Genomic DNA, 21942 nt, shown 5'->3' with positions numbered 1-21942 from the left:
GGACCGGCGCATGCGGCCGGTCCCGCCTTTCGCCTATTTCCCGCCGTAATCCACCACGATCCCCGCCTGCTGCGCGACCTCGCTCCAGCGCTTGAACTCTGCCTTGGAAAACGCCTGGAACTGCGCGGCGTCGCGCAACTTGGGTTCAAAGCCGGCGTTGATGATGCGGTTCTGGTATTCCGGCGCGGCCAGCCCGGTGACGATGGTGTTGGACAGTTGGGCGATGATCGCCGGGTCCACCTGGGCGGGCGCATACATCCCCAGCCAGCTCGTGACGTCGAAGTCCTTCATGCCCTGTTCCTGCATGGTCGGCACCTTGGGCAACTGCCGCGCGCGGTAGGCGCTCGTCACCGCCAACGCCTTCAGGCGCTTGCCGTCCACCATCGGCAGCGTGGGTGGCAGGTTCATGAAACAGAGGTCCAGGTCGCCGTTGGCTGTGCCGACCAGCGCTTCGCTGGCGCCCTTGTACGGCACATGATCGAACTTCAGGCCCGTGCGCATGGCAAAGAGCTCGGCCGTCATCTGCGACGAACTGCCGACGCCGTTGCTGCCGTACAGCGGCTTGCGCTTCGTGGCGCGCAGATATTCGATCAGCTCAGGCACGGTGTTGGCCGGGTGGTCCACGCGCACGACGAGTGCGTTGACGAACTCGGCCACCTGGGCAATCGGTAGTAAGGCAGTGGGGATGTCGATGGGCAACCCGCGCAGCGTGGCGGGCGGCAGTACGTTGTGGCCAAGCCCACCGGTGGTGAGGGTGTAGCCGTCAGGTTTGGAGGCGGCCGCGGCCTGCATGCCGATGACGCCACCGGCGCCGGCGCGGTTCTCGATGACCACGCTTTGGCCGTACTTGGCATAGAGCAGGTCGCCGACCAACCGTCCCGCAAGATCGGTGGCGCTGCCTGGGGTGGATGAGACGATGATCTTGATGACTCGGGACGGATACGCCCCGTTCTGTGCCCAGCTTGCGCCGGTCAGGTGCAGGCCGGCGGCGGCCCCCATCAGCTTCAACGCACTGCGACGTTTCATGACGACTTCCCCTTGGGTTATAGACCTACTGCTTCACGTGCTGCTCCAAAAATGTGTTCCGAACTTTGTACGATAAACATATTTCTCGTACGGTACGGGTCACGCGAGAGCACGCAAATTGCGGCTAACCCTAGGGAAGTCGTCGCGGGCCTTGCGGCCCGGTTTTTAGCGCACCGGCCAGCCGTACATCAGGCCGCCGTTGCGGTACGAGGCGTTAAGCCCGCGTTCCAGTTTCAGCGGGCTGTTGGGGCCCAGGTTCTTCTCGAAGCTTTCGCCGTAATTACCGACGGTCTTGATGATGTTGTAGGCCCACTTGTCGTCGACACCCAGGTTCTTGCCCATGCCCGGCGTCACGCCCAGCAGGCGCTGGACGTTCGGGTTGGTGCTTTTCAGCATCTCGTCCACGTTCTTGGACGTCACGCCGTATTCCTCGGCTTCCAGCATGGCGTTCATCGTCCAGCGGACCAGGTTGAACCATTGCTCGTCGCCCTGGCGGACCATGGGGCCGAGCGGCTCCTTGGAGAAGTTTTCCGGCAGGATGTCGTACTTTTCCGGGTTCTCCAGGTTGCTGCGCGCGGCGGCGAGCTGCGACTTGTCGCCGGTGAACGCGTCGCAACGGCCCACGGCGAAGGCGCGGATGATCTCGTCCAGGCGCTCGACGACGACCGGCTTGAAGTTGACGTTCTGCGAACGGAACCAGTCGGCCAGGTTCAGTTCAGTGGTGGTGCCGGGCTGCACGCAGACCGTGGCGCCTTCCAGTTCCTTGGCGCTCTTCACGCCCAGGGACTTGTTCACCATAATGCCCTGGCTGTCGTAGTAGTTGACGCCCACGCCGATCAGGCCCAGCGTCGTGTCGCGCGTCAGCGTCAGGGTGGTGTTGCGGGTCAGCACGTCGACCTCGCCGGATTGCAGGGCGGTGAAGCGCTGGACCGCGCTGATCGCCTGGATCTTGGCCTTGGACGCGTCGCCGAACAGGGCGATGGCCAGCGCGCGGCACAGGTCCACGTCCAGGCCGATCCAGCCGCCCTTGCTGTCGTTTACGGAAAAGCCCGCGACGCCCGTGGATACGCCGCAATGGACAAAGCCTTTGCTCTTGACCGCGTCGAAGGTCGCGCCGGCATGGGCGGTCCAGGACGAAATGAACAAGGCGGTTCCTGCCGCAGCCAGTTTGAGTGCTTTCATGGTGTCTCCGCGCAGCGTTGCGCATGTTTATCGCTCAGCCGAAGGCTGAAGTGCGGCGCATAGTACCAGTGGGTCCGGGAGGGAGAATCGGGGAATTCCCCTTAAATCCGAGTGGCGGAATTTGATGGGGAATAGAATCGGCCTATGACACGACATGACGACCCCGCAGGGCCGGACGATCAGCCGAGGCGCCCCTTCGCCTTCGTCAAGGACCAGTTGCTCGGCACCTGGACCGAGCTGACCCGCGTCCACGCCAGTGACCGCCCGTGGGAAATGCCTCTGGCCGCCGCGCTGTCGTCGGGCCTGCCGCTGATGGTGGGCGCATATTTCGGGCGCATGGACTACGGGCTGATGTCCAGCCTGGGCGGCATGGTGTTCCTGAGCCTGCCCAACGCCTCGCTGCAGATCCGCATGATGATGCTGCTGGCCGCGTCGTTCGGCATGGTCGCCTGCTATGCGCTGGGCGCGCTGACGCAGTTCTGGCCCACCGCCACCATCGCGGCGCTGACGCTGATCGCCATGGTGGTGAACATGGTGTGCCGCTGCTATCGCCTGGGACCGCCGGGCAGCCTGTTTTTCATCATGGCCACGGCGATTGCCGCGTACACGCCCGGCACCGTCCAAGACGTGCCCCTGCGCGTGGGCATGGTGGCGCTGGGCTGCCTGGTCGCGTGCCTGGTGGCCTTTGCGTATTCGCTGCACATGACGCGCGTCGCGCCGCCGCCCGCGCCCATCGAGCTGCCCAAGCCCACTTTCGATTTCGTGGTCTACGACTCCGTCATCATCGGCCTGTTCGTGGGCATCTCGTTGCTGGTGGCGGAACTGCTGCAACTGCAGCGGCCGTACTGGGTGCCGGTGAGCTGCCTGGCGATCATCCAGGGCGCCAGCCTGCGCGCGGCATGGAGCCGGCAGATGCACCGCATCCTGGGCACCGCGGTAGGACTGTGCGTGGCGTGGGCGCTGCTCAGCCTGCCGCTCAACGTCTGGACGCTGAGCCTGGTGATGATGGCGTTGTCCTTCGGCATCGAGACGCTGGTGGTGCGGCATTACGCCAGCGCGGTCGTGCTGATCACGCCGCTGACCATTTTTCTGGCCGAGGCGCCGCATCTGGGTCAGGGCTACCCCATCGACGTCATCGAGGCGCGTTTCGTGGACACGGTGCTGGGCGCCTTCATCGGGGTGCTGGGCGCGGTGCTGCTGCACAACCAGCGCATCCGCCCGGTGCTGTCGCGCTGGATGCGGGCGGTGCTGCCGCGTCGGGTGAATTGACGCCGCGACGCCAACGCGGCAGCATGGACCTTCCGATACCCTGGAGGCACTCATGGATTGTTCTGTTGAAGGTAAGGTCGCGTTCGCCGACGGCCAGTCGTATCACTTCGCGACCGTGGACGCCGCGCTGGCATTTGCCGAATGCGTCAAGAGCAGCCAGAATCCCGCGCAGTGCGCCGCCACCCACGGCAGCACCAGCCAGGTCAAACTGGAAGACGTGGCCGCCCAGGAGGACGCCGAGCGGCGCGAGCAGGATCCGGGCGCCGGCACCTGATCCGGTTGTTGCCGTCGGCAAACGCGAGGCCCGCGGATCACAACCGTATACTGCGCGATCTTCGAAGCCTCCCGGAAACCCCCCGCATGCCATACACGCCCGGCGATATCTACGTCACGTTCAACCGCCGCCTGCAGGCCTATACCGCTTCGCAGATCACGCATGTAAAGGGCGACGGTGCGGGCGCCGAGATCGCCGTGCTGAGCCTGGATTGGGTGGGTAGCGAGATGCCCGGGGACGCCGACATCGCGGCGATGCGCCCGGCGCACTTCGATTTCTACTTCTGGCGCGACCGCGTGGATCATATGTGGATCAGCGGGCCGGTACCCGCGCACGCCAAGCACGTGGGCTGGCGCGATCCGCTCGTGACCGAGGAGTCGCGCTCGTACTCAGGCGGTTGGTCCAGTGGCGACATGGTCTACAACCAGCGCCGCTGGAACGCGATCGACGCCAGCGTCCGTGCGCGTTTCAAGGCGGCCGCGCATGCGGACACGCCCGATAACACGGTCGTGCTGGAGCTGCCGGGGCGCACCATCACGCGCGCCATGCGCGGCCTGGACAGCGAGGCGTTGCTTGCCGCGCCATCGTTCGCCACGTTCGACGACATGCCCTTGCTGATCAAGCTGCAGGTGGATGCGCCCGTGCCCGGGCTGATCGAATGGGCCCGCACAAGGCCAATTCTTAGCGAATTGGAGTACGCCAGCTTCGGCGAGCCAGTCGTCGACCTGCGCGGCACCTCGTTTGGGCGAGTCGCCATCGACGTGACCGGGGTGCGTGAACTGTATTTGAATGACGGACTGAACACGTTGTCGCTGCGCGGTGACGTACATCCAGATCTGGTGGTGCACGCTGAGGCCGACGGCGTGTGGTTGCGGCTGGAACGCGAAAACGCGATCTGGTCCGGTGCCGGATTGGCGCGGCTCGGCGCGATCTCGCTGCGTGGCATGAAAACGCTGGACTGCGCCGAGGTGGCGCGTGTCTTTCCGCACCTGCACTCGCTGTATGTATGGGGTGCCCCCGGCGTGGCTACCGGCATCGAGCATCTGGCGGCCTTGCGCGAGCTGGCGAAGATCCTGATCAACGACGTGTTTCCGCCTGCCGAGAGCCGGCTGCCCGGGCCCGGCGCCTGGCCGGCGCTGCAATCGCTCTGGCTCACGAGCATGCCGGCAGAGATCCTCGCGCAGGCCAAGAAGGACTACAAGAAAGCTGCGGCGGCGGGTCTGGACCTAGAGGTCAGCAAGCCCCGCAAGCCCGAGTGGCTGGCCGCGAACCTGGATAATCCGTTTCGCGAATGGGACGGCAGCGAGCACATCACCGCCGCCCAGGCCAGGAAAGCCGCCGCGCTGTACCGCAAGACCCGCGGCGAGGCGATGAAGGCCGCGGCTGCCCACGCCGCCGATGCGCAGGGGCTGATGGCGGCCATGTCGGAGATCGTGCGGGGGTATACGGAAGGCTTCAACGCGCTCGACCGGCGCACGGGCTTCATCGAGACCGTCGAGCGCGATCAGATCTATGTGGCGCTGATGGGCATCCTGGACGCCGTGCAGGCCAAGGTCACCGAGGCCGCAGGTGACGGGGCGGCCACGCTGGACCGCGACGCGCTGGATCGCGCGGTGGATGAGGTGCGGGACTGGTAAGCGGGATCGGGCGCCGGCAATGACCGGCGCCCGTCCGTCAGACACCGCCGGTCGATTCGCAATACGGACAGTCCGTGAGGTTCTGCTGTGCGGAGCCAGGCTGCCCGTGCGGCGTCCGTCCGCGGCTCGGCTCCCCAACTTGCGCCGCACCGCCTTCGCCGCCGTGAAAGCACTCGTGCGCCAGCCACTGGCTCAGACGCTCGTAGCTTTCCATGTTGCTGCGCCAGTTTGGCGCGCAAAGATAATAGCCAAGCGGGCTTTCAAAGGTGCGATCGAAAATATCCACCAGTTGTCCCGTGGCCAATTCCTTTTCGATCAGGCAGTGCGGCATCAACGCCACGCCAAAGCCGGACGATGCAGCCTGGATAATCATCGAAAACAGATTGAAGCCCGGCCCGAAACGGGCGCGGTCATAATCGCCCAGATACGTCGAGAACCAGTATTCCCAGGACAGCGGAATCTCGATGTGCTGCAGCAGCGTGCATTGCTTGATGTCTTCCAGGCTGCTGATGGGATGCTGGTCCAGATATTCCCGCGAACACACCAGCCGGGTTTCGCGGCCCGTCAGGTATTTGGCCGCGCCGTCGTGCCAGTCGCCGTAGCCATACTGGATCGACGCATCGAAATCGAGTTCGGTGCTCTTGTAGTCCGCGACGCTGTAGCGCACGAAGTTGATCGATATATCCGGATTGACCTCGCGGAATGTCTTCAGGCGCGGAAACAGCCATTGCGCCGCAAAAGTGGGTGCGGCCGAGACATTCAGGGATTTTGCCGACTGTTGCGTCGCCATGACCTGCGACGTGGCGCTTTCCAGCGTATGAAGGGCCGGCCTGATCAGGCTGAGGTAGGTCGCGCCCATGCGAGTGAGCTGCAACCCGTTTGTTCCCCGGATGAACAGCGCGTGCCCCAGATAACTTTCCAGCGTGGCGATATGCCGGCTGATGGCGCTTTGCGTGACGAACAGTTCCTTGCCAGCCTTCGAGAAAGACAGATGCCGGGCGGCCGCGGAAAACGCGTTCAACTCGGAAAGGGTGGGGCAGCGACGTCTCATAGGGGGGTATGAGTAAAGCTCATAAGGCTCTTCAAATTTGTGTCGAACGCATAGGGGGAGACCCGGTATCGGACCCCCGAATTGTACCGGTAGAGTTCGGCATGCCGTGATTTCCCGGCGTTTTGAACTGTTTACGTGGTCGATTTATGAATCCGGTTGTCATCAAGAATTGCAGGATCCTCAATACCCGAACCTTGGCCCTCGAAGCCGCTTCGACCGTGCTGGTCGAGGACGGGGTCATCACCCGCATCGGCGCCGCCGCAACGGCGCCGGCGGATGCGCAGGTGGTGGACGCCAAGGGCATGACCTTGATGCCCGGCATGATCGACTGCCACGTGCACGTGGTAGCGTCGTCGTTCAACCTGGGCCGCGTCGCGGCCCTGCCCAACGCGCTGGCGCTGCTGCGCGCGCTGCCCATCATGCAGGGCATGCTGGACCGCGGCTTCACCTCGGTGCGTGACGCCGGCGGCGCCGATTGGGCGCTGGCGCAGGCCGTGCTGGACGGCACCATCGACGGCCCGCGTCTCTTCTGCTCGGGCAAGGCCCTGTCGCAGACCGGCGGCCACGGCGACTTCCGCCAGCGCAACGATGAACTCGATCCCTGCCCGTGCTCGGTCAAGATCGGCAACATCGGCCGCGTGGTCGACGGCGTCGACAACTGCCGTCTGGCCGTGCGCGAGGAAATCCTCAAGGGCGCCACGCAGATCAAGGTCATGGCGTCCGGCGGCGTGGCATCGCCCAACGATCCCATCCAGAATCTGGGCTTCTCCGAAGCCGAGCTGATCGCCATCGTGGAAGAGGCTAGCAACGCCAACACCTACGTCATGGCCCACGCCTACACGCCGCGCGCCATCACGCGCGCCGTGCGCTGCGGCGTGCGCACCATCGAGCACGGCAACCTCGTCGACCACGAGGCCGCGCAAGTCATGAAGGAACACGGCGCCTACATGGTGCCCACGCTGATCACGTACGAAGGCCTGGCCAACGACGGCGAGCGCTATGGCCTGCCGCTGGACTCGGTCAAGAAGATCGCCACTGTGCGCACGCAGGGCCTGACCGCGCTGGAGATCCTGGACGAAGTCGGCGTGAAGATGGGCTACGGCAGCGACCTGCTGGGCGAAACCCACTACATGCAGTCCGACGAACTGGTGCTGCGCAGCCGCGTGCTGGGCAATGCCAAGGTCATCCAGCAGGCCACGCTGATCGGCGCCGAGATCCTGAATCAGGAAGGCCTGCTCGGTGAAGTGTGCGAAGGCGCCTATGCCGACCTGCTGCTGATCGACGGCAATCCGCTGGACGACATCGAACTGCTCACCAAGCCCGACTCGATCAAGCTGATCATGAACCGCGGCTTGCTGCACAAGAACGCCTGCTGACGTTCCCCCGCGTTCCCCCTATTCTTTACTCCGGAATTTCCCCACCATGTTTTCCGTATCCGACCGCCTGGAGCGGTTGCCCTTTAGCAGCTTTCATTTCCGGCTGCTGATGATCGGCGGCCTCGGGCTCGCCTTCGAAGCGCTGGACGCCGGCATCATCGCCTTCATCATCCCCTCCCTGCGCACGCAGTGGGGCCTGACCACCGGCCAGATCGGCTGGATCGCCAGCAGCACCTATGTCGGCTTCCTGGTGGGTGCGCTGTTCTCCGGCATCCTGGGCGACCGCTACGGCCGCAAGAAGATCATGATGTGGGCGCTGCTGCTGTTCTGCGTCGCCACGTTCTTCAACGCGTTTGCGCGCAACTATCACGAGTTCTACATCCTGCGCATGATCGCCGGCATCGGCATGGGCGCTGAAGGCGCCATCATCGCGCCGTACCTGGCCGAATTCGTCAGCAGCAAGTATCGCGGCCGCTTCACTGGCGCGCTGGCGGGCTTCTTCTCGTTCGGCTTCGTGATGTCGGCGCTGCTGGGCTACTTCATCGTGCCGATGAGCGACGACGGCTGGCGCTGGATCATGATCATCGCTTCTGTTCCTGTCGTGTTCCTGCTGTGGTGGCGCAAGTCGCTGTTCGAATCGCCGCGCTGGCTTGAACACACCGGCCAGACCGCTGAAGCCAACCGCATCTGCGAGGCTATCGAAGCCGAAGTCCTGAAGAGCACCGGCCGCCCGCTGCCCACGCCCGTTGCCACGCGCAAGGCCACGGCCACCGCCGCGCCGCAGCAGACCGCGATGGCCAAGCTGGCGTCGCTGTTCTCGCAGGAATACCTGGGCACGACCATGCTGGTGTGGGTGTTCTGGATCACCGTGCTGTTCTGCTACTACGCCTTCCTGGTGTGGATCCCCAGCCTGCTGGTCGAGCGCGGCTTCACCATCACCAAGAGCTTCTCGTACACCATCCTGATCTACCTGTCGCAGATCCCCGGCTATTTCTCGGCCGCGTACTTCAACGACAAGATCGGCCGCAAGTACACCATCCTGGCCTACATGCTGCTGTCGTGCCTGTCCGCGCTGGGCCTGGCGCTGGCCAGCGGCGAGCAACAGATCATCATGTTGAGCATGCTGCTGTCCTTCGGTATGAATGGCGTGATCGCCGGCCAGTACACGTACACCGCCGAAATCTATCCCACGTCGATCCGTGCGACCGGCATGGGCGCGGCCTCAGCCTTCGCCCGCATCGGCTCCATCGCATCGCCGACCATCGTCGGCGTGGCGTACCCGGTCCTGGGCTTTGCCGGCGTGTTTGCCATGATGACCGCCATCCTGCTGGTCGGCGGCCTGGGCATCCTGTTCTACGGCAAGAACACGCGTGGCGTCGTGCTCGAGGAGATCAACGCATGACGAAGGCCTCCGCATTCCGGCCGCTGGCCGGGCACGCGCGCGCTCTGGCGCTGGCGGCGGACCGGCCGGCGCAGTGGGGCGTGATCTCAGACCTGCTGCAAGCCTGCTTTGGCCACAAGCTGTTCACCGCGCTGCTGTACCTTCAGGATCACCGGCTGATGAAGCGCCTGCATACGTCGGACGAGAGCATCAGCCCGCTGGGCGGCTTCAAGGCCACTGGCAACGGTCCGTGGTCCCGACTGGTGCTGGAAGAAGGGCGCCTGTATGTCGCCAGCAACGAAGACGACGTGCGTACCGTTTTCTCCGAGGCCCCGATGCTGATCGAGCGCGGGCTGCAGTCAGCCTTCAACATTCCGGTGCGGCATGCGGGGCGGGTGATCGGCTCGCTGAACATGCTGGCCGCGCGTCACGCTTATGACGATATCGATCCGGATCTGGCGGCGGTGGTGGCTGGGTTGTGCGCGCCCGTGTTCATCGAAGCGATGCAGGACGCGGCGTCTGCGGCGGCCAATGTGGACCGCTCCGTGCTGGACAGCGTGTGAGACACGTTATTTGAGTATCCGTCCCGGTGCGGGACTGGGTTTGCGGGCCGCTTTTCGAAGCGGCCCTTTTTTCGTCCGGACACCGGGACGGCCCCGGTTTTGCACATTGTTTCGGGAACTGGTCTGAATTGTTGCGTGTTACCGCGTTTTTGCAAGAGGGGGAGCGAGCTTTAGAAGTCTTTCGATGTGCGAGCTTGCGGGGCGTCAAGAGAATGGTCGCTTTTTTTCGTGGCGGTTCTGCGGCGCTGCAATCGGCCGGCATCTGGCTTTTCGCATCTCCGAAGCCGCGCACGGTTTACGGAGCTTGCAATGCACTTCCCCCTTTCCCCGGTTGTCGCGGCGATTCTCGCCGCCACGATCCCGGCCTTTCCCTTGATGGTGTTGGCGGCGCCGATATCTCCGATCCTCCTCGATGACCCAGAAGGCAACGTGACAGTGGTGGTGGTCCCCGGGTCGAGCATTACGGTCAGCACGGGAGATGCAATTCGTGTCAACCACGGCAATAGCGTGTCCGGCGCTGGTTTTACGCTGACCACCGAAGGAGACGGCCGGGGCGCGCATGCCTACGGCGGCGGCAAGATCAGGATGGCGAGCAGCACGATCCAGACGCAAGCCGGCGCTGCATTGTCTGCGTCCCTGGAAGATAGCGCTATCCACGCCGACATCTCCCTCCTATCCTCAGAGGCAACGACCGTGCTTGCGACCGATGCGGGCCGCATCGAACTGCTTGGCGGAGCCGTGTCGGGATCGGGCGGTTTCCTGGGGACAGTCCGGGCTTCCGATGGGGGTGTCATCACGGCAAGTGACCTGGAGATCAAGAGCATTGATCTCAATGGCGTCAACAGCTATGGCGTGCGCGTCCAGTCAGGCGGGCGCGTCGAACTGTCCAACGTCATTGTGTCCAGCGTGGATGACATGGGCGCGGCGACCGGGGCGGACCTTTCGGTGCAAGAAGGCACGCTGTTGCTGACCGATAGCCAGGTCAAGGCAGGAAGCACGGAAAACGCCACGGCGGCAACCATGCATATCTCGCAAAACGCCATCGTCACCATTCAAGGAAGCACCATTGAAGGCCAGATATCCGTTATCGACGGTTCCAGCCTGACCATGACGGATACGGTGGTTGCTGGTCCGCATTCGGTGAGCTTCGGCGTGCTCTTGTATAACGAGACGACGCAAACCGGTGTGTCTTCGGCGTCTTTGACGAACGTGACGATCGGCAGCGAAGCCGTCGCGTTCAACGAGGGCGTCACGGTGATGAACAACCATGTGATGACCGGAAAGAACCTGGACATCCGTGCGGACTTGTATGCGATCCGAAGCCGCAATGGGGCGGTACAGATTGAAGGCGGGACCTTACGCGGAAGACGCGCCGGCCTGTATGCACACTCGATCGATGACACGGCGACGACAACGATCGACGCCGTGGGAACGCATATCCTGGCCGAAGCCACGAATGCGGTAGGCGTGAGTGCCAACCATCGCGGCACGCAAGTGACATTGGACGGGGTTACCGTGGACGTGTCCGGCAGCGCGGGCGCAGCGCTTCGGGCAACCGACGAGGCACGCATCGACGCTGTCAATTCGCAGTTGAACGGGCAATCCACAGGCTCGATCGGCGTGCAGATGCTTGGAAACATCGGCGCCGGCGACACGGCGATTTCGCTGAGCGACACGCAAGTCATCATGACGGGTCAGAACGCAAACGGCGTGCAGAGCGTGCGCTACGAGCCGCAGGGCGCCAACTCGCTCGTATTGTCGAACGGCAGCAACCTCCAGACCCACGATGGTGTGGGGTTTCTCGTCAGGGGTGGAGACCACGACATCACCGTCCAGAACGCCACCGTGGTGGCCCGAGCCGGCGGCGACGAAGCCAGCGGCATCCTGCTTAGAACGCAGGCGACCCCCAGCGCGGGAATCGTCCCCGGGCAACCGTACCAGACGCAACGCGTCACCCTGAACGCCACAGGCGCGCTCATGACGGGCGACGTGTTGACCTCCGACAGCGGCCGCGTCGATATTGACCTGGCCAGCGGCAGTGAGTGGACCGGCGCGGTGCGCGCGGGGCAGGGTTCGGTGGACAGCGTCAAGTTAGACGCCAGCAGCGTCTGGAACATGCGCGGCGATTCGGCCGTCAAGACCCTGACCAACGCGGGTGTCGTGCGGTTCGTGTCTCCCGGTGCGCAATCTGGATTCAAGACGCTTACCGTCTCCGACTACATCGGCGGCGGCACCTTGGTCATGAATACCCACCTGGGCGACGACACGTCCCTGACCGACCGGCTCGTCGTGGACGGCGGCGCGGTCACGGGCACCACCGGGCTGCGTGTCTTGAATGCAGGCGGCGCAGGCGCGTTGACCACGCAAGGCATCCGGCTCGTGCAAGCCACCAACGGGGCCACCATTTCAGGCAATGCTTTTTATCTGGACGCGGACTCGTCTGGCTACCGGCCCTCGACCATTAGCCTGGGTCTGAATGGCTACGACTATTTCCTGGTTCAGGGCGGCACGGGCGGCGTGGCGTCCGATTGGTATCTGACGTCAACGACGCCGCCGGAAGAAGGCGGCGCCACGGACCCGGGCGGTCAGACGCCGCCGCCCGGAAGTGGCGTTGAGACGCCTCCTGGCAGCGGCATTGAAACGCCTCCGGGTAACGGCACTGAGACGCCGCCGGGCAGCGGTACTGAATGGCCACCGGGCAGCGGTACTGAAACGCCTCCCGGCAGTGGTGTGACAACGCCTCCCGGCAGTGGCGCTGGCACGCCCGGTTCTGCGCCGGGCAAGATGCAGAACGTCTCACCGGAAAACGGCGCGCACATCGGCAATCAGGTCGCGGCGACCCGGATGTTCGTACATCGCCTGGCGGATCGGACCGTGGCGCAAACGTCGGCAGGTCAATCTGCGCCCGGCAGCGCGTCCCGGCAGGTGTGGGCACGTACCGAGGGCGCGCGGCACACCGGCATGAAACTTGACGAAGGTCAGGTCAGCATAGACACCGACACCGCCATGCTGCAGATGGGCGCCGACCTGGTGAGCACGCGACTGGGTCAGCAAGGCGTCCTCAAGGCAGGGGTCATGGCCGGAGCGGGCGAGGCGCGCACGAACGCCACTTCCCAACTCATCCACCCGGGAACCGGCATGGCGATGCGTGCGGATGCCCGAGGCAAGGTCACCGGGTATTCGGTGGGCATGTATGCCACCGCGTACGCCGACGATGCCACCCGCTTGGGCGCGTATGCCGATTCGTGGTTGCAGTTCGGCCGCTACTCCAACGAGATCAATAGCGAATTGGGCTCGGCCCGATACCGTTCGAACGCCTGGACCGCGTCGGTGGAAGCGGGATATGCGTTCAAGCCCTTCGCCGGCGATTCCGCGTTGGGTGCGATGGTCGTCGTGCCGCAAGCGCAACTGGCCTACACGCGCTACGACGCCCAGGACGCTGTGCTGCCCAGCATGACGCTGAAAAACTCGCCCGCCAGTTCAGTCACTTCGCGCGTGGGTGTCCGCGCGTACCCGCTTGGCAACGACGCCACCACGTCCCCGGTGCGGCCTTACGTCGAAGCCAATTGGCTGCACAACTCGGGCAGCGCGAAAGCCAACGTGGGCACGTCGACCTTCCAGGCAACGCCCATGCGCGACGCCGCTGAACTGCGAATCGGCGTGGCAGGCAATGTCCGCGATTCGTGGCAGGTTAGCGGCGAGCTGTTTGGCCAGGCTGGAAACGGCGGTCAGCGGGGCTACGGCGGCATGCTGAACGTCGGGTATCGCTGGTAGTGATGCGCCGCGGAGGGCAGGTCATACCGGCGGCTATTGATACCCGTGGCGGTCTGCTCTCCAGCGGGATGGATCCGGCGAATCACGCCGCGCGCTTGTTGAAGATCACGAGCGACACGCCGGTCAACACCAGGGCCGACGCCGCGATCAGCAACGCGGTCAGCGGCTCGTCCAGGAACATTGTCCCGCCCAGCGCCGCAAGCACAGGCACGCTGAGCTGCACGGTGGCGGCGCGCGTCACCGTCAATTGCTTAAGCGCGGCGTACCAAAGGATGTAGCCCAGGCCCGAGGTCACCGCGCCAGAGACCACCGCATAGGCTGCGCCGGCGGTATCGAACCTGACGTGGGTGGCGGCGAACTGGACAAGCAGCAGCGCCACCGCGACCGGCGCTGCCCGGATGAAATTTCCCGCCGTCGCGGCGGCCGGATTCCTCGCGCCCCGGCCCAGTAGCGAATAGATGCTCCATGCCACCCCGGACAGGATCATCAGCAATCCGTAGAACACCGGCGGCGCATTGGCGCTGGGCCACATCAACGCCACGAGTCCGGCGACCGCCAGCGCGGTGCCTGCCCATTGCATCGCCGCCAACCGTTCCCCAACCGCCAGGCCATACAGAATCATGCTGATCTGGATGGCCCCGAAAAGCAGCAGCGCGCCCGTGCCTGCGGGCACGTGCGTATAGGCATAGGAGAACGCAAGGGCGTACCCCACCAGCGCCAGCGCGCCCGCCCATGTGCCTTCCACCCGGCCGGACTGCCGGCGAAGCGCCAGCACCAGGCACAGCATCAGCGCACCCGACACGATGCGGATGGCGAAGAAAGTGGTAGGGTCAATGGTCGTCTGCTTGAGCGCAACCCGGCAAAGCAGGGAATTGCCGGCAAAGGCCAGCATGGCCAATAGGGTGAGCGCGAAGAGGCGGAAGGTCATGGCGGGAGACGCGGCAAGCCTTGGGGTGCGGTCTTCAGTCGGATCGGTTCAGCTATCGTACGCCTGACCAGGGCCCGGTTTCATTTGTGCCGCCGCATGCCGTTGCCGCGTCCGTCACTGCGCGGCCCGGGCGGTCTCGCGAAAGCGCTGCACCAGCGCGGACCCATCTTCCGAGCGATACGCCAGCAAGACCTGGCTTTGCGCATCCGGCGTGTCCAATTCGCGGTAGGCCACGCCGGGAATGCCGGTCTTCATGTAGGTGTCGGGCAGGATGGAGATGCCCATCCCGGCCGCCACCAGGCCGATGATCGTCGCACCTTCGCGCGCCTCCTGGCCCACTTGCGGGGCAAAACCCGCCCGGCTGGCCAGCACGCCCACGTGGTCGAACAAGCCGCAGCCCAGCCCGCGCGGGAACAGGATGAAGGACTCGTCCGACAGGTCGGTCATCGACAACGGCGCGTTGCGGCGCGCCAGCGGATGCGATTGGGGCAGGGCGGCCATGAGCCGGTCGGTCCACAGCGGCAGCGTCGTGATATTGGGCGGCGGAACGAACAGGATGGATGGACGCAGAAAGCCCACGTCGATGTCCTTGGACGCGAGCGCGCGCAGTTGCTGTCCGGTCGACTGGTGACTCAAGTCCACACCCACGCCCGGAAAATCCGTGCGAAAGGCGTGCACGATGCGAGGGAACGCGTCGAACATCGGCACAGACGCCGTGAATGCCACGCGGATCTCGCCGGTTTCACCCAGCGCGGACTGCCGCACGACCTCGCCCGCGCGTTCCAGATGCGCCAGCGCGCGGCGCGCCTGGTCCAGGAACAACGCGCCCGCCTGCGTCAGTTCCACGCTGCGGCTCGTGCGCGTCAAGAGCGGCGACCCCAGCTCCTCTTCCAGCGCCTTGATTTGCAGGCTGAGCGGCGGCTGGCTGACATGCAGCCGGCGCGCGGCCTGGCTGAAGCTCAGTTCCTCGGCGACGGCGACGAAGTAACGCAGTTGACGGAAATCCATATTGATTTGAAAAGCAAATAGATGGTCTTGAAAAACGGTATTGGACGATATGAGTGTACGCCGCGCATCATGCCGCCATACCAACACGTATAACGACATAGGAGACAACCATGAAGGCTTCCAAGCCCTCCCGGTCCCGCCGCACGTTTGCCGCCGCCGCAGGCGTGGGCGCACTGATCGCCGCCATGCTGGCGCCGCTGCCGGCCGCCGCGCAGGCCAACTACCCCGACAAGCCGATCCGCATCGTGGTGCCGTATGCCGCCGGCGGTGGCGTGGACATTGTCACCCGCCTCGTCAGCCAGAAAATGGGAGACGCGCTGAAGCAGACGATCATCGTCGAAAACCGGCCCGGTGCGGCCACCAATATCGGCATGGACACCGTGGCGCGCGCCCCGGCGGACGGCTACACGCTGCTGACCGCGTCGAACACGCTGGCGGCGAATGGTGCGCTGTTCTCCAAGCTGACCTTCGATCCCGCGCACGACTTCACCCCGGTGGGCGCCATCGGATACGCGCCGCTGGCCGTGGTGGTGCCGGTCGAGTCGTCATTCAAGACCTTGAAGGACCTGACGGACTATGGCCGCGCGCATCCGGACAAGCTGACCTACGCGTCGGCCGGCAACGGCAGCTCCGGCCACCTGGCCAGCGAACTGCTCAAGCGCGAAAGCGGCATGAAGGCGCTGCATGTGCCGTACAAGGGCGGCTCGCCTGCGGTGACGGACCTCTTGGGGCAGCGGATCTCCTTCATGTCCATCAACCCGCTGGAAGTCGTCTCGCACGTGAAGGCGGGCAAACTGCGCGCATTGGCCGTGCTGGACGACGAGCCGGCAAGCATGCTGCCCGAGGTGCCCACGGTGGTGTCGCAAGGCCTGCCGGGCGCGATGGCCACGGTGTGGTGGGGGTTGATCGGCCCCAAGGATTTGCCGCCCGAGGTCACGGAAAAGCTGAATGCCGCGCTGCAGGCCGCATTGAAGGACCCTGCCGTGAAGCAGCGATTCGCCGAGATGGGCGCAGTCGTCACGCCCGGTACGGACAAGCAGTTCGCACAATTTGTCGCGGCGGAAACCACCAAGTGGACCAAGGTCATCAAGGACGCGGGCATCAAGGCTGATTGAGCGCGTTCGCGCCGGCTCCGGGCCCCACGGGCGGGTCCGGCCGGCAATCATGCATAGAGGAATTGAAATGGAACGGCAAAAGAACGGGCTGGTGGTCAGCGCCCACTCCGCGGACTTCGTCTGGCGCGCAGGCGGCGCCATTGCCCTGTACGCCAAACGCGGCTGGAAAATGACCGTGGTCTGCCTGTCGTTCGGCGAACGCGGCGAATCCGCCAAGCTGTGGAAGCAGCCGGGCATGACGCTGGAGCGGGTCAAGGCCGACCGCCGCGACGAAGCGCGCTTGGCGGCTGGCATTCTGGGCGCGGACATCCGGTTCATGGACTGCGGCGACTATCCGCTGCGCGTCTCGGACGAGGCGCTTTTTGAACTGGTGGATGTGTACCGCGAACTGCAGCCGGAATTCGTGCTGACGCATTCGCAGAAGGACCCCTACAACTTCGACCATCCGCTTGCCACGCACGTCGCACAGGAAGCCCGCGTGATCGCGCAGGCGCACGGTCACCATCCCGAGCAGGCGGTGCTGGGCGCGCCGCCCGTATTTCTGTTCGAGCCGCACCAGCCCGAGCAGTGCGAGTGGAAGCCCGAAGTGCTGCTGGATATCTCCGAGGTCTGGGACCAGAAGCGCCGCGCCTTCGAAACCATGGCCGCGCAGGAACACCTGTGGGAGTACTACACCCGCGTCGCCTTGCAGCGCGGCGTGCAGGCATCGCGCAACTCGAACCTGAAGATCAAGTACGCAGAAGGCTACCAGCGCGTGTTCCCGCAAGTCACTGGAGAGCTGGCATGAGCATCGCCGTCAGGAACATCGACCGCGCCGACAGCGCGGTCATCGCACGCCTGGCGTCGGCAGGCGTCGCCACCGCACACGAAGCGCAGCAGCGCTCCGGCCTGCTGCAACCCTACCTGCGGCCGGTATACGCTGGCGCATCCATCGCAGGCAGCGCCGTCACAGTGTTGGCGCAGCCGGGCGACAACTGGATGCTGCACGTTGCGATCGAACTCTGCCGTCCGGGGGATATCGTCGTCGTGGCCTGCGCGTCGTCGAACGAGGACGGCATGTTCGGGGAACTGCTCGCCACGTCGATGCGCGCACGCGGCGTGCAGGGGCTGGTGATCGACGCAGGCTGCCGCGATATCGCGGCGCTGAAGGACATGCAGTTTCCCGTGTGGTCCAAGTGCATCTCCGCCAAAGGCACGGTCAAGGCGACGCCCGGGGCGGTGAACGTGCCTGTCGTGTGCGCGGGAGCGCTCGTGCAGCCCGGAGATGTCGTCATTGCCGACGATGACGGCGTGTGCGTCGTGCCGCGCGAGCGTGCGGCGCAGGTTGCGGACGCCTGCGATGCGCGGTTGGTCAACGAGATGGCCAAGCGCAAGCGGTTGGCCGCCGGGGAACTGGGGCTGGACATCTACGGCATGCGGGAGAAGCTGGCTGCCGCAGGGCTGGTGTACGTGGACCGCGCCCCGGGGGCCTGAAACGCGGACGCCGCTTACCGCGTCGTGCAGCGCACCGCATTGCCATACCGGTAGCAGTCCGTGGTGGTGGGCCGCGGGTTCATATACGGCATCATGAGCATCATGTTCTGGTCGCGCTGCGCCTGCTGCTGCGCGGCCTTCGTGTCGTAGTCGCCAAAGGTGATGAGGCACTGCGCGGGGTGAGCAATTTTTCCCGGGATTGGCTCAGGTGGCGCAACTGACGTGCCCGCGCCACATCCAGACAAACCCCGTAGCAATGTCGAATAAGAATGCTTATCATGCGCGTTTTATATAAAAGAACGCATGGGGTGGGGCTTTGGGCAAAGCATCGAAAGGTCGTCAAGGCAGGCTGAAGGGCGTCGCCCTGGCCGTGAAACAGGCATTGGCGGGAAGCGCCACCTTATACGCCGCCTCAGTCGCGGCGCAGACGCAGGCCCCGGCTCCCGCCGCGATCACCGTCCTGCCGACCGTCACCGTGACCAGCGCGCCCGTTGCCCTCGGCGAGGCGCCCGCGCCCATCGCCGGCGGCCTGATCGGCGGCGGCGCCCGCATGGGCATTCTGGGCAACACGTCCGTCATGGACACGCCCTTCAGCGTCACCAGCTATACCGCCCAGACCATCGAGAACGAGCAGGCGCGATCCGTGGCCGACGTCGCCACCATGGATCCGTCCGTGCGCATGAGCAGCGCGCGTTCCAACATCAATGAAGACCTCACCATCCGCGGTTTCAATGTGCCGACCGCGGACTTCGCGTTCAACGGCATGTTCGGCCTGACGCCGTACTGGCGCGCTCCGGTCGAAACCCTGGAACGCGTGGAGATCATCAAGGGACCGTCGGCCGCGCTTTTCGGCATGACCCCGGGGGGCAGCGTGGGCGGCGTCGTCAACCTGGTGCCCAAGCGCGCCACCGACGAACCCATTACCCGCCTCACCGGCTCCGTCATGTCGGATTCCGTCTTTGGCGTGCATGCCGACGTCGGCCGCCGCTTCGGCGAGGGCAATGCATTCGGCATCCGCGTGAATGGGATGCTGCGCGATGGCGACACGCCGATCAAGGACCAGTCCACGCGCGAAGCGCTGGGCTCAGTGGCGCTGGACTATCGCGGCGAAAAGCTGCGTTCGTCCCTGGACCTGATCTGGCAGAAGGAACGCATCGACAACGTCGTGCGCCAGTTTCAGCTTGGCGCGGACCTGACTTCGATTCCCGAGGCGCCCGCCAACAAGAACCCGTATCCCGGCCTGGGCTGGAGCGACGGCCGCAATACCGCCGGCGTCTTCAAGATCGAATACGACATCACGGACTACCTGACTGCCTACGCGGGCTACGGCCAGCGCAAACTGGACTGGGACGCCTTTGCCGCCAACCCCGTGTTGCAGAATTCGCAGGGCGATTACTCCTTTTTCGGCGGCTGGCAGCGGATGACGGTGGACAGCAAGTCCACCGAGGCCGGCCTGCGCAGCAACTTCAAGACCGGCCCCGTGAGCCACAAGGTCGCCTTCAGCTACACGCTGCTGGACCAGAAGTCCGACCTGGGCTTCAACACCGGCTTCCCGCCAGGCAACTCCAACATCTACGCGGGCAACATCTTCGACACGCCGTCCATTTCCGGTGTCAGCAATCCGCTGAACCGTTATCAGAGCGTCAAGCTGACCAGCTATGCGCTGGCCGACACTTTGGGTTTCATGGACGACCGGCTGCAACTGACGCTGGGCGCGCGCCGGCAGAACGTGCAGGGCCAGAACTACAACTTCGCGAACGGCGAACCCAGCGGACCGCGCTACGACAAGAGCGCCACCACGCCGCTGGCCGGCGTCGTCTTCAAGGTGCGGCCGGACCTGTCGGTCTACGCCAGCTACGTCGAAGGCCTGTCGCAAGGCGACACCGCGCCTACCAGCGCGGCCATCACCAACCCGGGCGAGACGCTGTCGCCGTTCAAGTCCAAGCAGAAGGAAATCGGCGTCAAGTACAACCTGAACGACGACATGCTGGCCACCGTCGCGCTGTTTGAGCTGACGCGGCCCAGTTCCGGCATTTCGGGCAACACTTTCGGAGAGTTTGGCGAACAGCGCAACCGCGGCGTCGAAGCCAGCTTTGCCGGCGAAGTCACCAAGGGCGTGCGCCTGTTGGGCGGCATCAGCTACATCGACGCCGTCATCAACAAGGCCACCACGCCCGACCTGCAGGGCAACAAGGCCATCGGTGTGCCCGACTGGCAATTCAACCTGGGCGCCGAATGGGATACCCCGTTCGTTCCGGGCTTGACGGTGCTGGGCCGCGTTATCTACACCGACAGAACGTATGCCAACGCCGACAATTCCCTGTCGGTGCCAAGCTGGACCCGCGTCGACGCCGGCGCCCGCTACGAGACCAAAATCAGCGGCACCCCCGTCACCTTCCGCTTCAACGTCGAGAACCTGTTCAACCGGAACTATTGGGGCACCGCCACGGCCGGCTACCTGTTCGTAGGCTCGCCACGTACCTACACGCTCTCGACCAGCATCGCCTTCTAAGGAGGCCACGATGTCCACGCAAACCTGGTCCTGGATACACAAGTGGAGCAGTCTGGTCTGCACGGTCTTCATGCTGCTGCTGTGCCTGACCGGGCTGCCCCTGATCTTTCACGAAGAGATCGAGCACCTGTCAGGCGTGGTCGAAGCGCCGCCCATGCCCGCCGGGACGCCCAATGCCAGCATGGACCAGATCGCTCAGACTGCGCTGGAACGCCGCCCGGGCGAAGTCATCCGCTACATGTTCTGGGATCAGGACGAGCATCCCGACATTACGTACGTGTCCATGGCCAGCGCCGTCGACGCGCCGCCCGAGGAAAACAACGCCGTCGTCATCGACTCGCGCACGGCCAAGGTCCTGGACGAGCCGGCCACCGATGAAGGCTTCATGTACGTCATGCTCAAGCTGCACACGGACATGTTTGCCGGTCTGCCCGGCATGCTGTTTCTGGGCGCGATGGGCCTGTTAATGGTGGTCGCCATCGTGTCCGGCGTGGTGCTGTACTACCCCTTCATGCGGCGCCTGAAATTCGGTGCGCTACGCACTCAGCGCAGCACCCGCGTCAAATGGCTGGACTGGCACAACCTGCTCGGTATTGTCACCGTCGTCTGGCTCCTTGTCGTGGGCATTACGGGCAGCATCAACACGTTGAATCGCGTCGTGCTGAGTCTGTGGCAGATGGACCAGATGGCCGAAATGACCGCGCCGTTTCGCGGCCTGCCGCCCGTCACGCAGCCTGCGCATCTGGAAGACTCCATTCGCACGGCCCGCGCCGCGGTACCGGACATGGCAGTGAGCCTGGTGGCGTTTCCGGGAACGATGTTCTCCAGCCCGCACCATTACACGTTCTTCATGAAGGGCAACACGCCCGTGACCTCGCGGTTGCTCAAGCCCGCGCTGGTGGACGCGACAAATGGGGAACTGACCGACACACGCGATATGCCGTGGTACGTGAAGACCCTGTTCCTGTCGCAGCCGCTGCATTTTGGGGATTACGGCGGCTTGCCATTGAAGATCCTTTGGGCGGTCCTGGATCTGTTCGCGATCGTGGTGCTGGGTAGCGGGCTGTATTTGTGGCTACGCAAGCCCAAGGCCGCGACGGCGACGAAGCCGCAGGCGGACGATGGCGTCGAGACCGCAAATGCCCTGCGTCAGGGTGATCGGCAAGGGGCCGCGCAATGAACAAGACGAGCGAAGCGCACGGCGCGCGAACCGAGAATCTGCAATCGGCGGGCGTCGTGTTCCGCGTGCCGATCTGGCTTGGCGCGGCGTCGGTGGTTGGATTGGTGTCGGCGCTGCTGGGCGACGGCGTTTGGGATGGGGTGTCGTGGTTGGCGATCTTTGCGCCGATTGGGGCGGTCTGGTGGGCGTGGCG

General features: G+C 64.7%; 18 protein-coding genes. 13 read left to right on the top strand and 5 right to left on the bottom strand.

All coding sequences use genetic code 11. From position 1 onward, the window contains the following. Positions 1-33 precede the first annotated feature (33 nt). Both AC6LJW_RS27360 and AC6LJW_RS27355 read right to left on the bottom strand, forming a co-directional pair. A complete protein-coding gene (locus tag AC6LJW_RS27360; RefSeq protein WP_056559554.1) occupies positions 34-1026 on the bottom strand; it encodes a Bug family tripartite tricarboxylate transporter substrate binding protein in 993 nt (330 codons plus the stop codon). A 165-nt stretch (positions 1027-1191) separates the two neighbouring features. After that, positions 1192-2208: an amino acid ABC transporter substrate-binding protein gene (locus tag AC6LJW_RS27355; protein WP_427985165.1), complete on the bottom strand. Its 1017-nt coding sequence runs from the start codon at positions 2206-2208 to the stop codon at positions 1192-1194. A 144-nt stretch (positions 2209-2352) separates the two neighbouring features. On the opposite strand from AC6LJW_RS27355, the gene AC6LJW_RS27350 reads away from it, so the two are divergent. The 3 genes from AC6LJW_RS27350 (at position 2353) to AC6LJW_RS27340 (ending at position 5388) form a co-directional block, all read left to right on the top strand. After that, complete coding sequence (locus tag AC6LJW_RS27350) at positions 2353-3477, top strand: FUSC family protein (protein ID WP_056559548.1); 1125 nt, start codon at positions 2353-2355, stop codon at positions 3475-3477. A gap of 52 nt (positions 3478-3529) precedes the next feature. Continuing rightward, positions 3530-3751, top strand: a complete 222-nt coding sequence (locus AC6LJW_RS27345; RefSeq protein ID WP_105240843.1) for a hypothetical protein — start codon at positions 3530-3532, stop codon at positions 3749-3751. An 86-nt stretch (positions 3752-3837) separates the two neighbouring features. Next, positions 3838-5388, top strand: coding sequence for a hypothetical protein (locus AC6LJW_RS27340; protein ID WP_498088775.1), 1551 nt, complete (start codon positions 3838-3840; stop codon positions 5386-5388). A 37-nt stretch (positions 5389-5425) separates the two neighbouring features. On the opposite strand, the gene AC6LJW_RS27335 is transcribed toward AC6LJW_RS27340, so the two are convergent. Next, complete coding sequence (locus tag AC6LJW_RS27335; protein WP_056559537.1) at positions 5426-6409, bottom strand: LysR substrate-binding domain-containing protein; 984 nt, start codon at positions 6407-6409, stop codon at positions 5426-5428. A gap of 176 nt (positions 6410-6585) precedes the next feature. Here AC6LJW_RS27335 and AC6LJW_RS27330 point away from each other — a divergent pair, with 176 nt between their 5' ends. From AC6LJW_RS27330 to AC6LJW_RS27315, 4 genes are all read left to right on the top strand, one after another. Next, positions 6586-7815 carry a metal-dependent hydrolase family protein gene (locus tag AC6LJW_RS27330; protein WP_498088774.1) on the top strand — a complete coding sequence of 410 codons (1230 nt, stop codon included), beginning with the start codon at positions 6586-6588 and terminating at the stop codon, positions 7813-7815. A 46-nt stretch (positions 7816-7861) separates the two neighbouring features. Beyond that, a complete protein-coding gene (locus tag AC6LJW_RS27325) occupies positions 7862-9217 on the top strand; it encodes an MFS transporter (RefSeq protein WP_056559529.1) in 1356 nt (451 codons plus the stop codon). Further along, complete coding sequence (locus AC6LJW_RS27320; RefSeq protein WP_427986910.1) at positions 9214-9759, top strand: GAF domain-containing protein; 546 nt, start codon at positions 9214-9216, stop codon at positions 9757-9759. The genes AC6LJW_RS27325 and AC6LJW_RS27320 overlap by 4 nt, the downstream gene beginning before the upstream one ends. Positions 9760-10068: 309 nt before the next feature. Next, positions 10069-13533 carry an autotransporter family protein gene (locus AC6LJW_RS27315; RefSeq protein WP_498088773.1) on the top strand — a complete coding sequence of 1155 codons (3465 nt, stop codon included), beginning with the start codon at positions 10069-10071 and terminating at the stop codon, positions 13531-13533. Positions 13534-13615: 82 nt separating this feature from the next. Here AC6LJW_RS27315 and AC6LJW_RS27310 read toward each other — a convergent pair whose 3' ends face one another. Beyond that, positions 13616-14461 (bottom strand): DMT family transporter, encoded by an 846-nt coding sequence (locus AC6LJW_RS27310; RefSeq protein ID WP_498088772.1) that lies wholly within the window; start codon positions 14459-14461, stop codon positions 13616-13618. Positions 14462-14575: 114 nt separating this feature from the next. Then, the gene (locus AC6LJW_RS27305) at positions 14576-15469 is read right to left on the bottom strand and encodes a LysR family transcriptional regulator (protein WP_056559517.1); all 894 of its coding nucleotides are present in this window, start codon (positions 15467-15469) and stop codon (positions 14576-14578) included. Between the two features lie 110 nt (positions 15470-15579). Between AC6LJW_RS27305 and AC6LJW_RS27300 the strand changes: the two genes are divergently transcribed. The 6 genes from AC6LJW_RS27300 to AC6LJW_RS27275 all read left to right on the top strand — a co-directional run. Next, on the top strand, positions 15580-16584 hold the full coding sequence (locus AC6LJW_RS27300) for a Bug family tripartite tricarboxylate transporter substrate binding protein (protein WP_056559514.1): 1005 nt from the start codon (positions 15580-15582) through the stop codon (positions 16582-16584). A 67-nt stretch (positions 16585-16651) separates the two neighbouring features. Next, positions 16652-17371 (top strand): PIG-L deacetylase family protein, encoded by a 720-nt coding sequence (locus tag AC6LJW_RS27295; protein WP_481145959.1) that lies wholly within the window; start codon positions 16652-16654, stop codon positions 17369-17371. Then, positions 17368-18057, top strand: coding sequence for a 4-carboxy-4-hydroxy-2-oxoadipate aldolase/oxaloacetate decarboxylase (locus AC6LJW_RS27290; protein ID WP_427986907.1), 690 nt, complete (start codon positions 17368-17370; stop codon positions 18055-18057). The genes AC6LJW_RS27295 and AC6LJW_RS27290 overlap by 4 nt, the downstream gene beginning before the upstream one ends. A 370-nt stretch (positions 18058-18427) precedes the next feature. Next, on the top strand, positions 18428-20569 hold the full coding sequence (locus AC6LJW_RS27285) for a TonB-dependent receptor (RefSeq protein ID WP_498088771.1): 2142 nt from the start codon (positions 18428-18430) through the stop codon (positions 20567-20569). Positions 20570-20579: 10 nt separating this feature from the next. Then, on the top strand, positions 20580-21749 hold the full coding sequence (locus AC6LJW_RS27280; protein WP_427986902.1) for a PepSY-associated TM helix domain-containing protein: 1170 nt from the start codon (positions 20580-20582) through the stop codon (positions 21747-21749). Then, on the top strand, positions 21746-21942 hold a 197-nt coding region (locus AC6LJW_RS27275), incomplete at its 3' end, for a hypothetical protein (RefSeq protein ID WP_498088770.1). The genes AC6LJW_RS27280 and AC6LJW_RS27275, both read left to right, overlap by 4 nt.

The organism is Achromobacter sp. 1012554356, from assembly GCF_059760815.1.
This window is presented reverse-complemented; position numbering and strand designations above follow the sequence as displayed.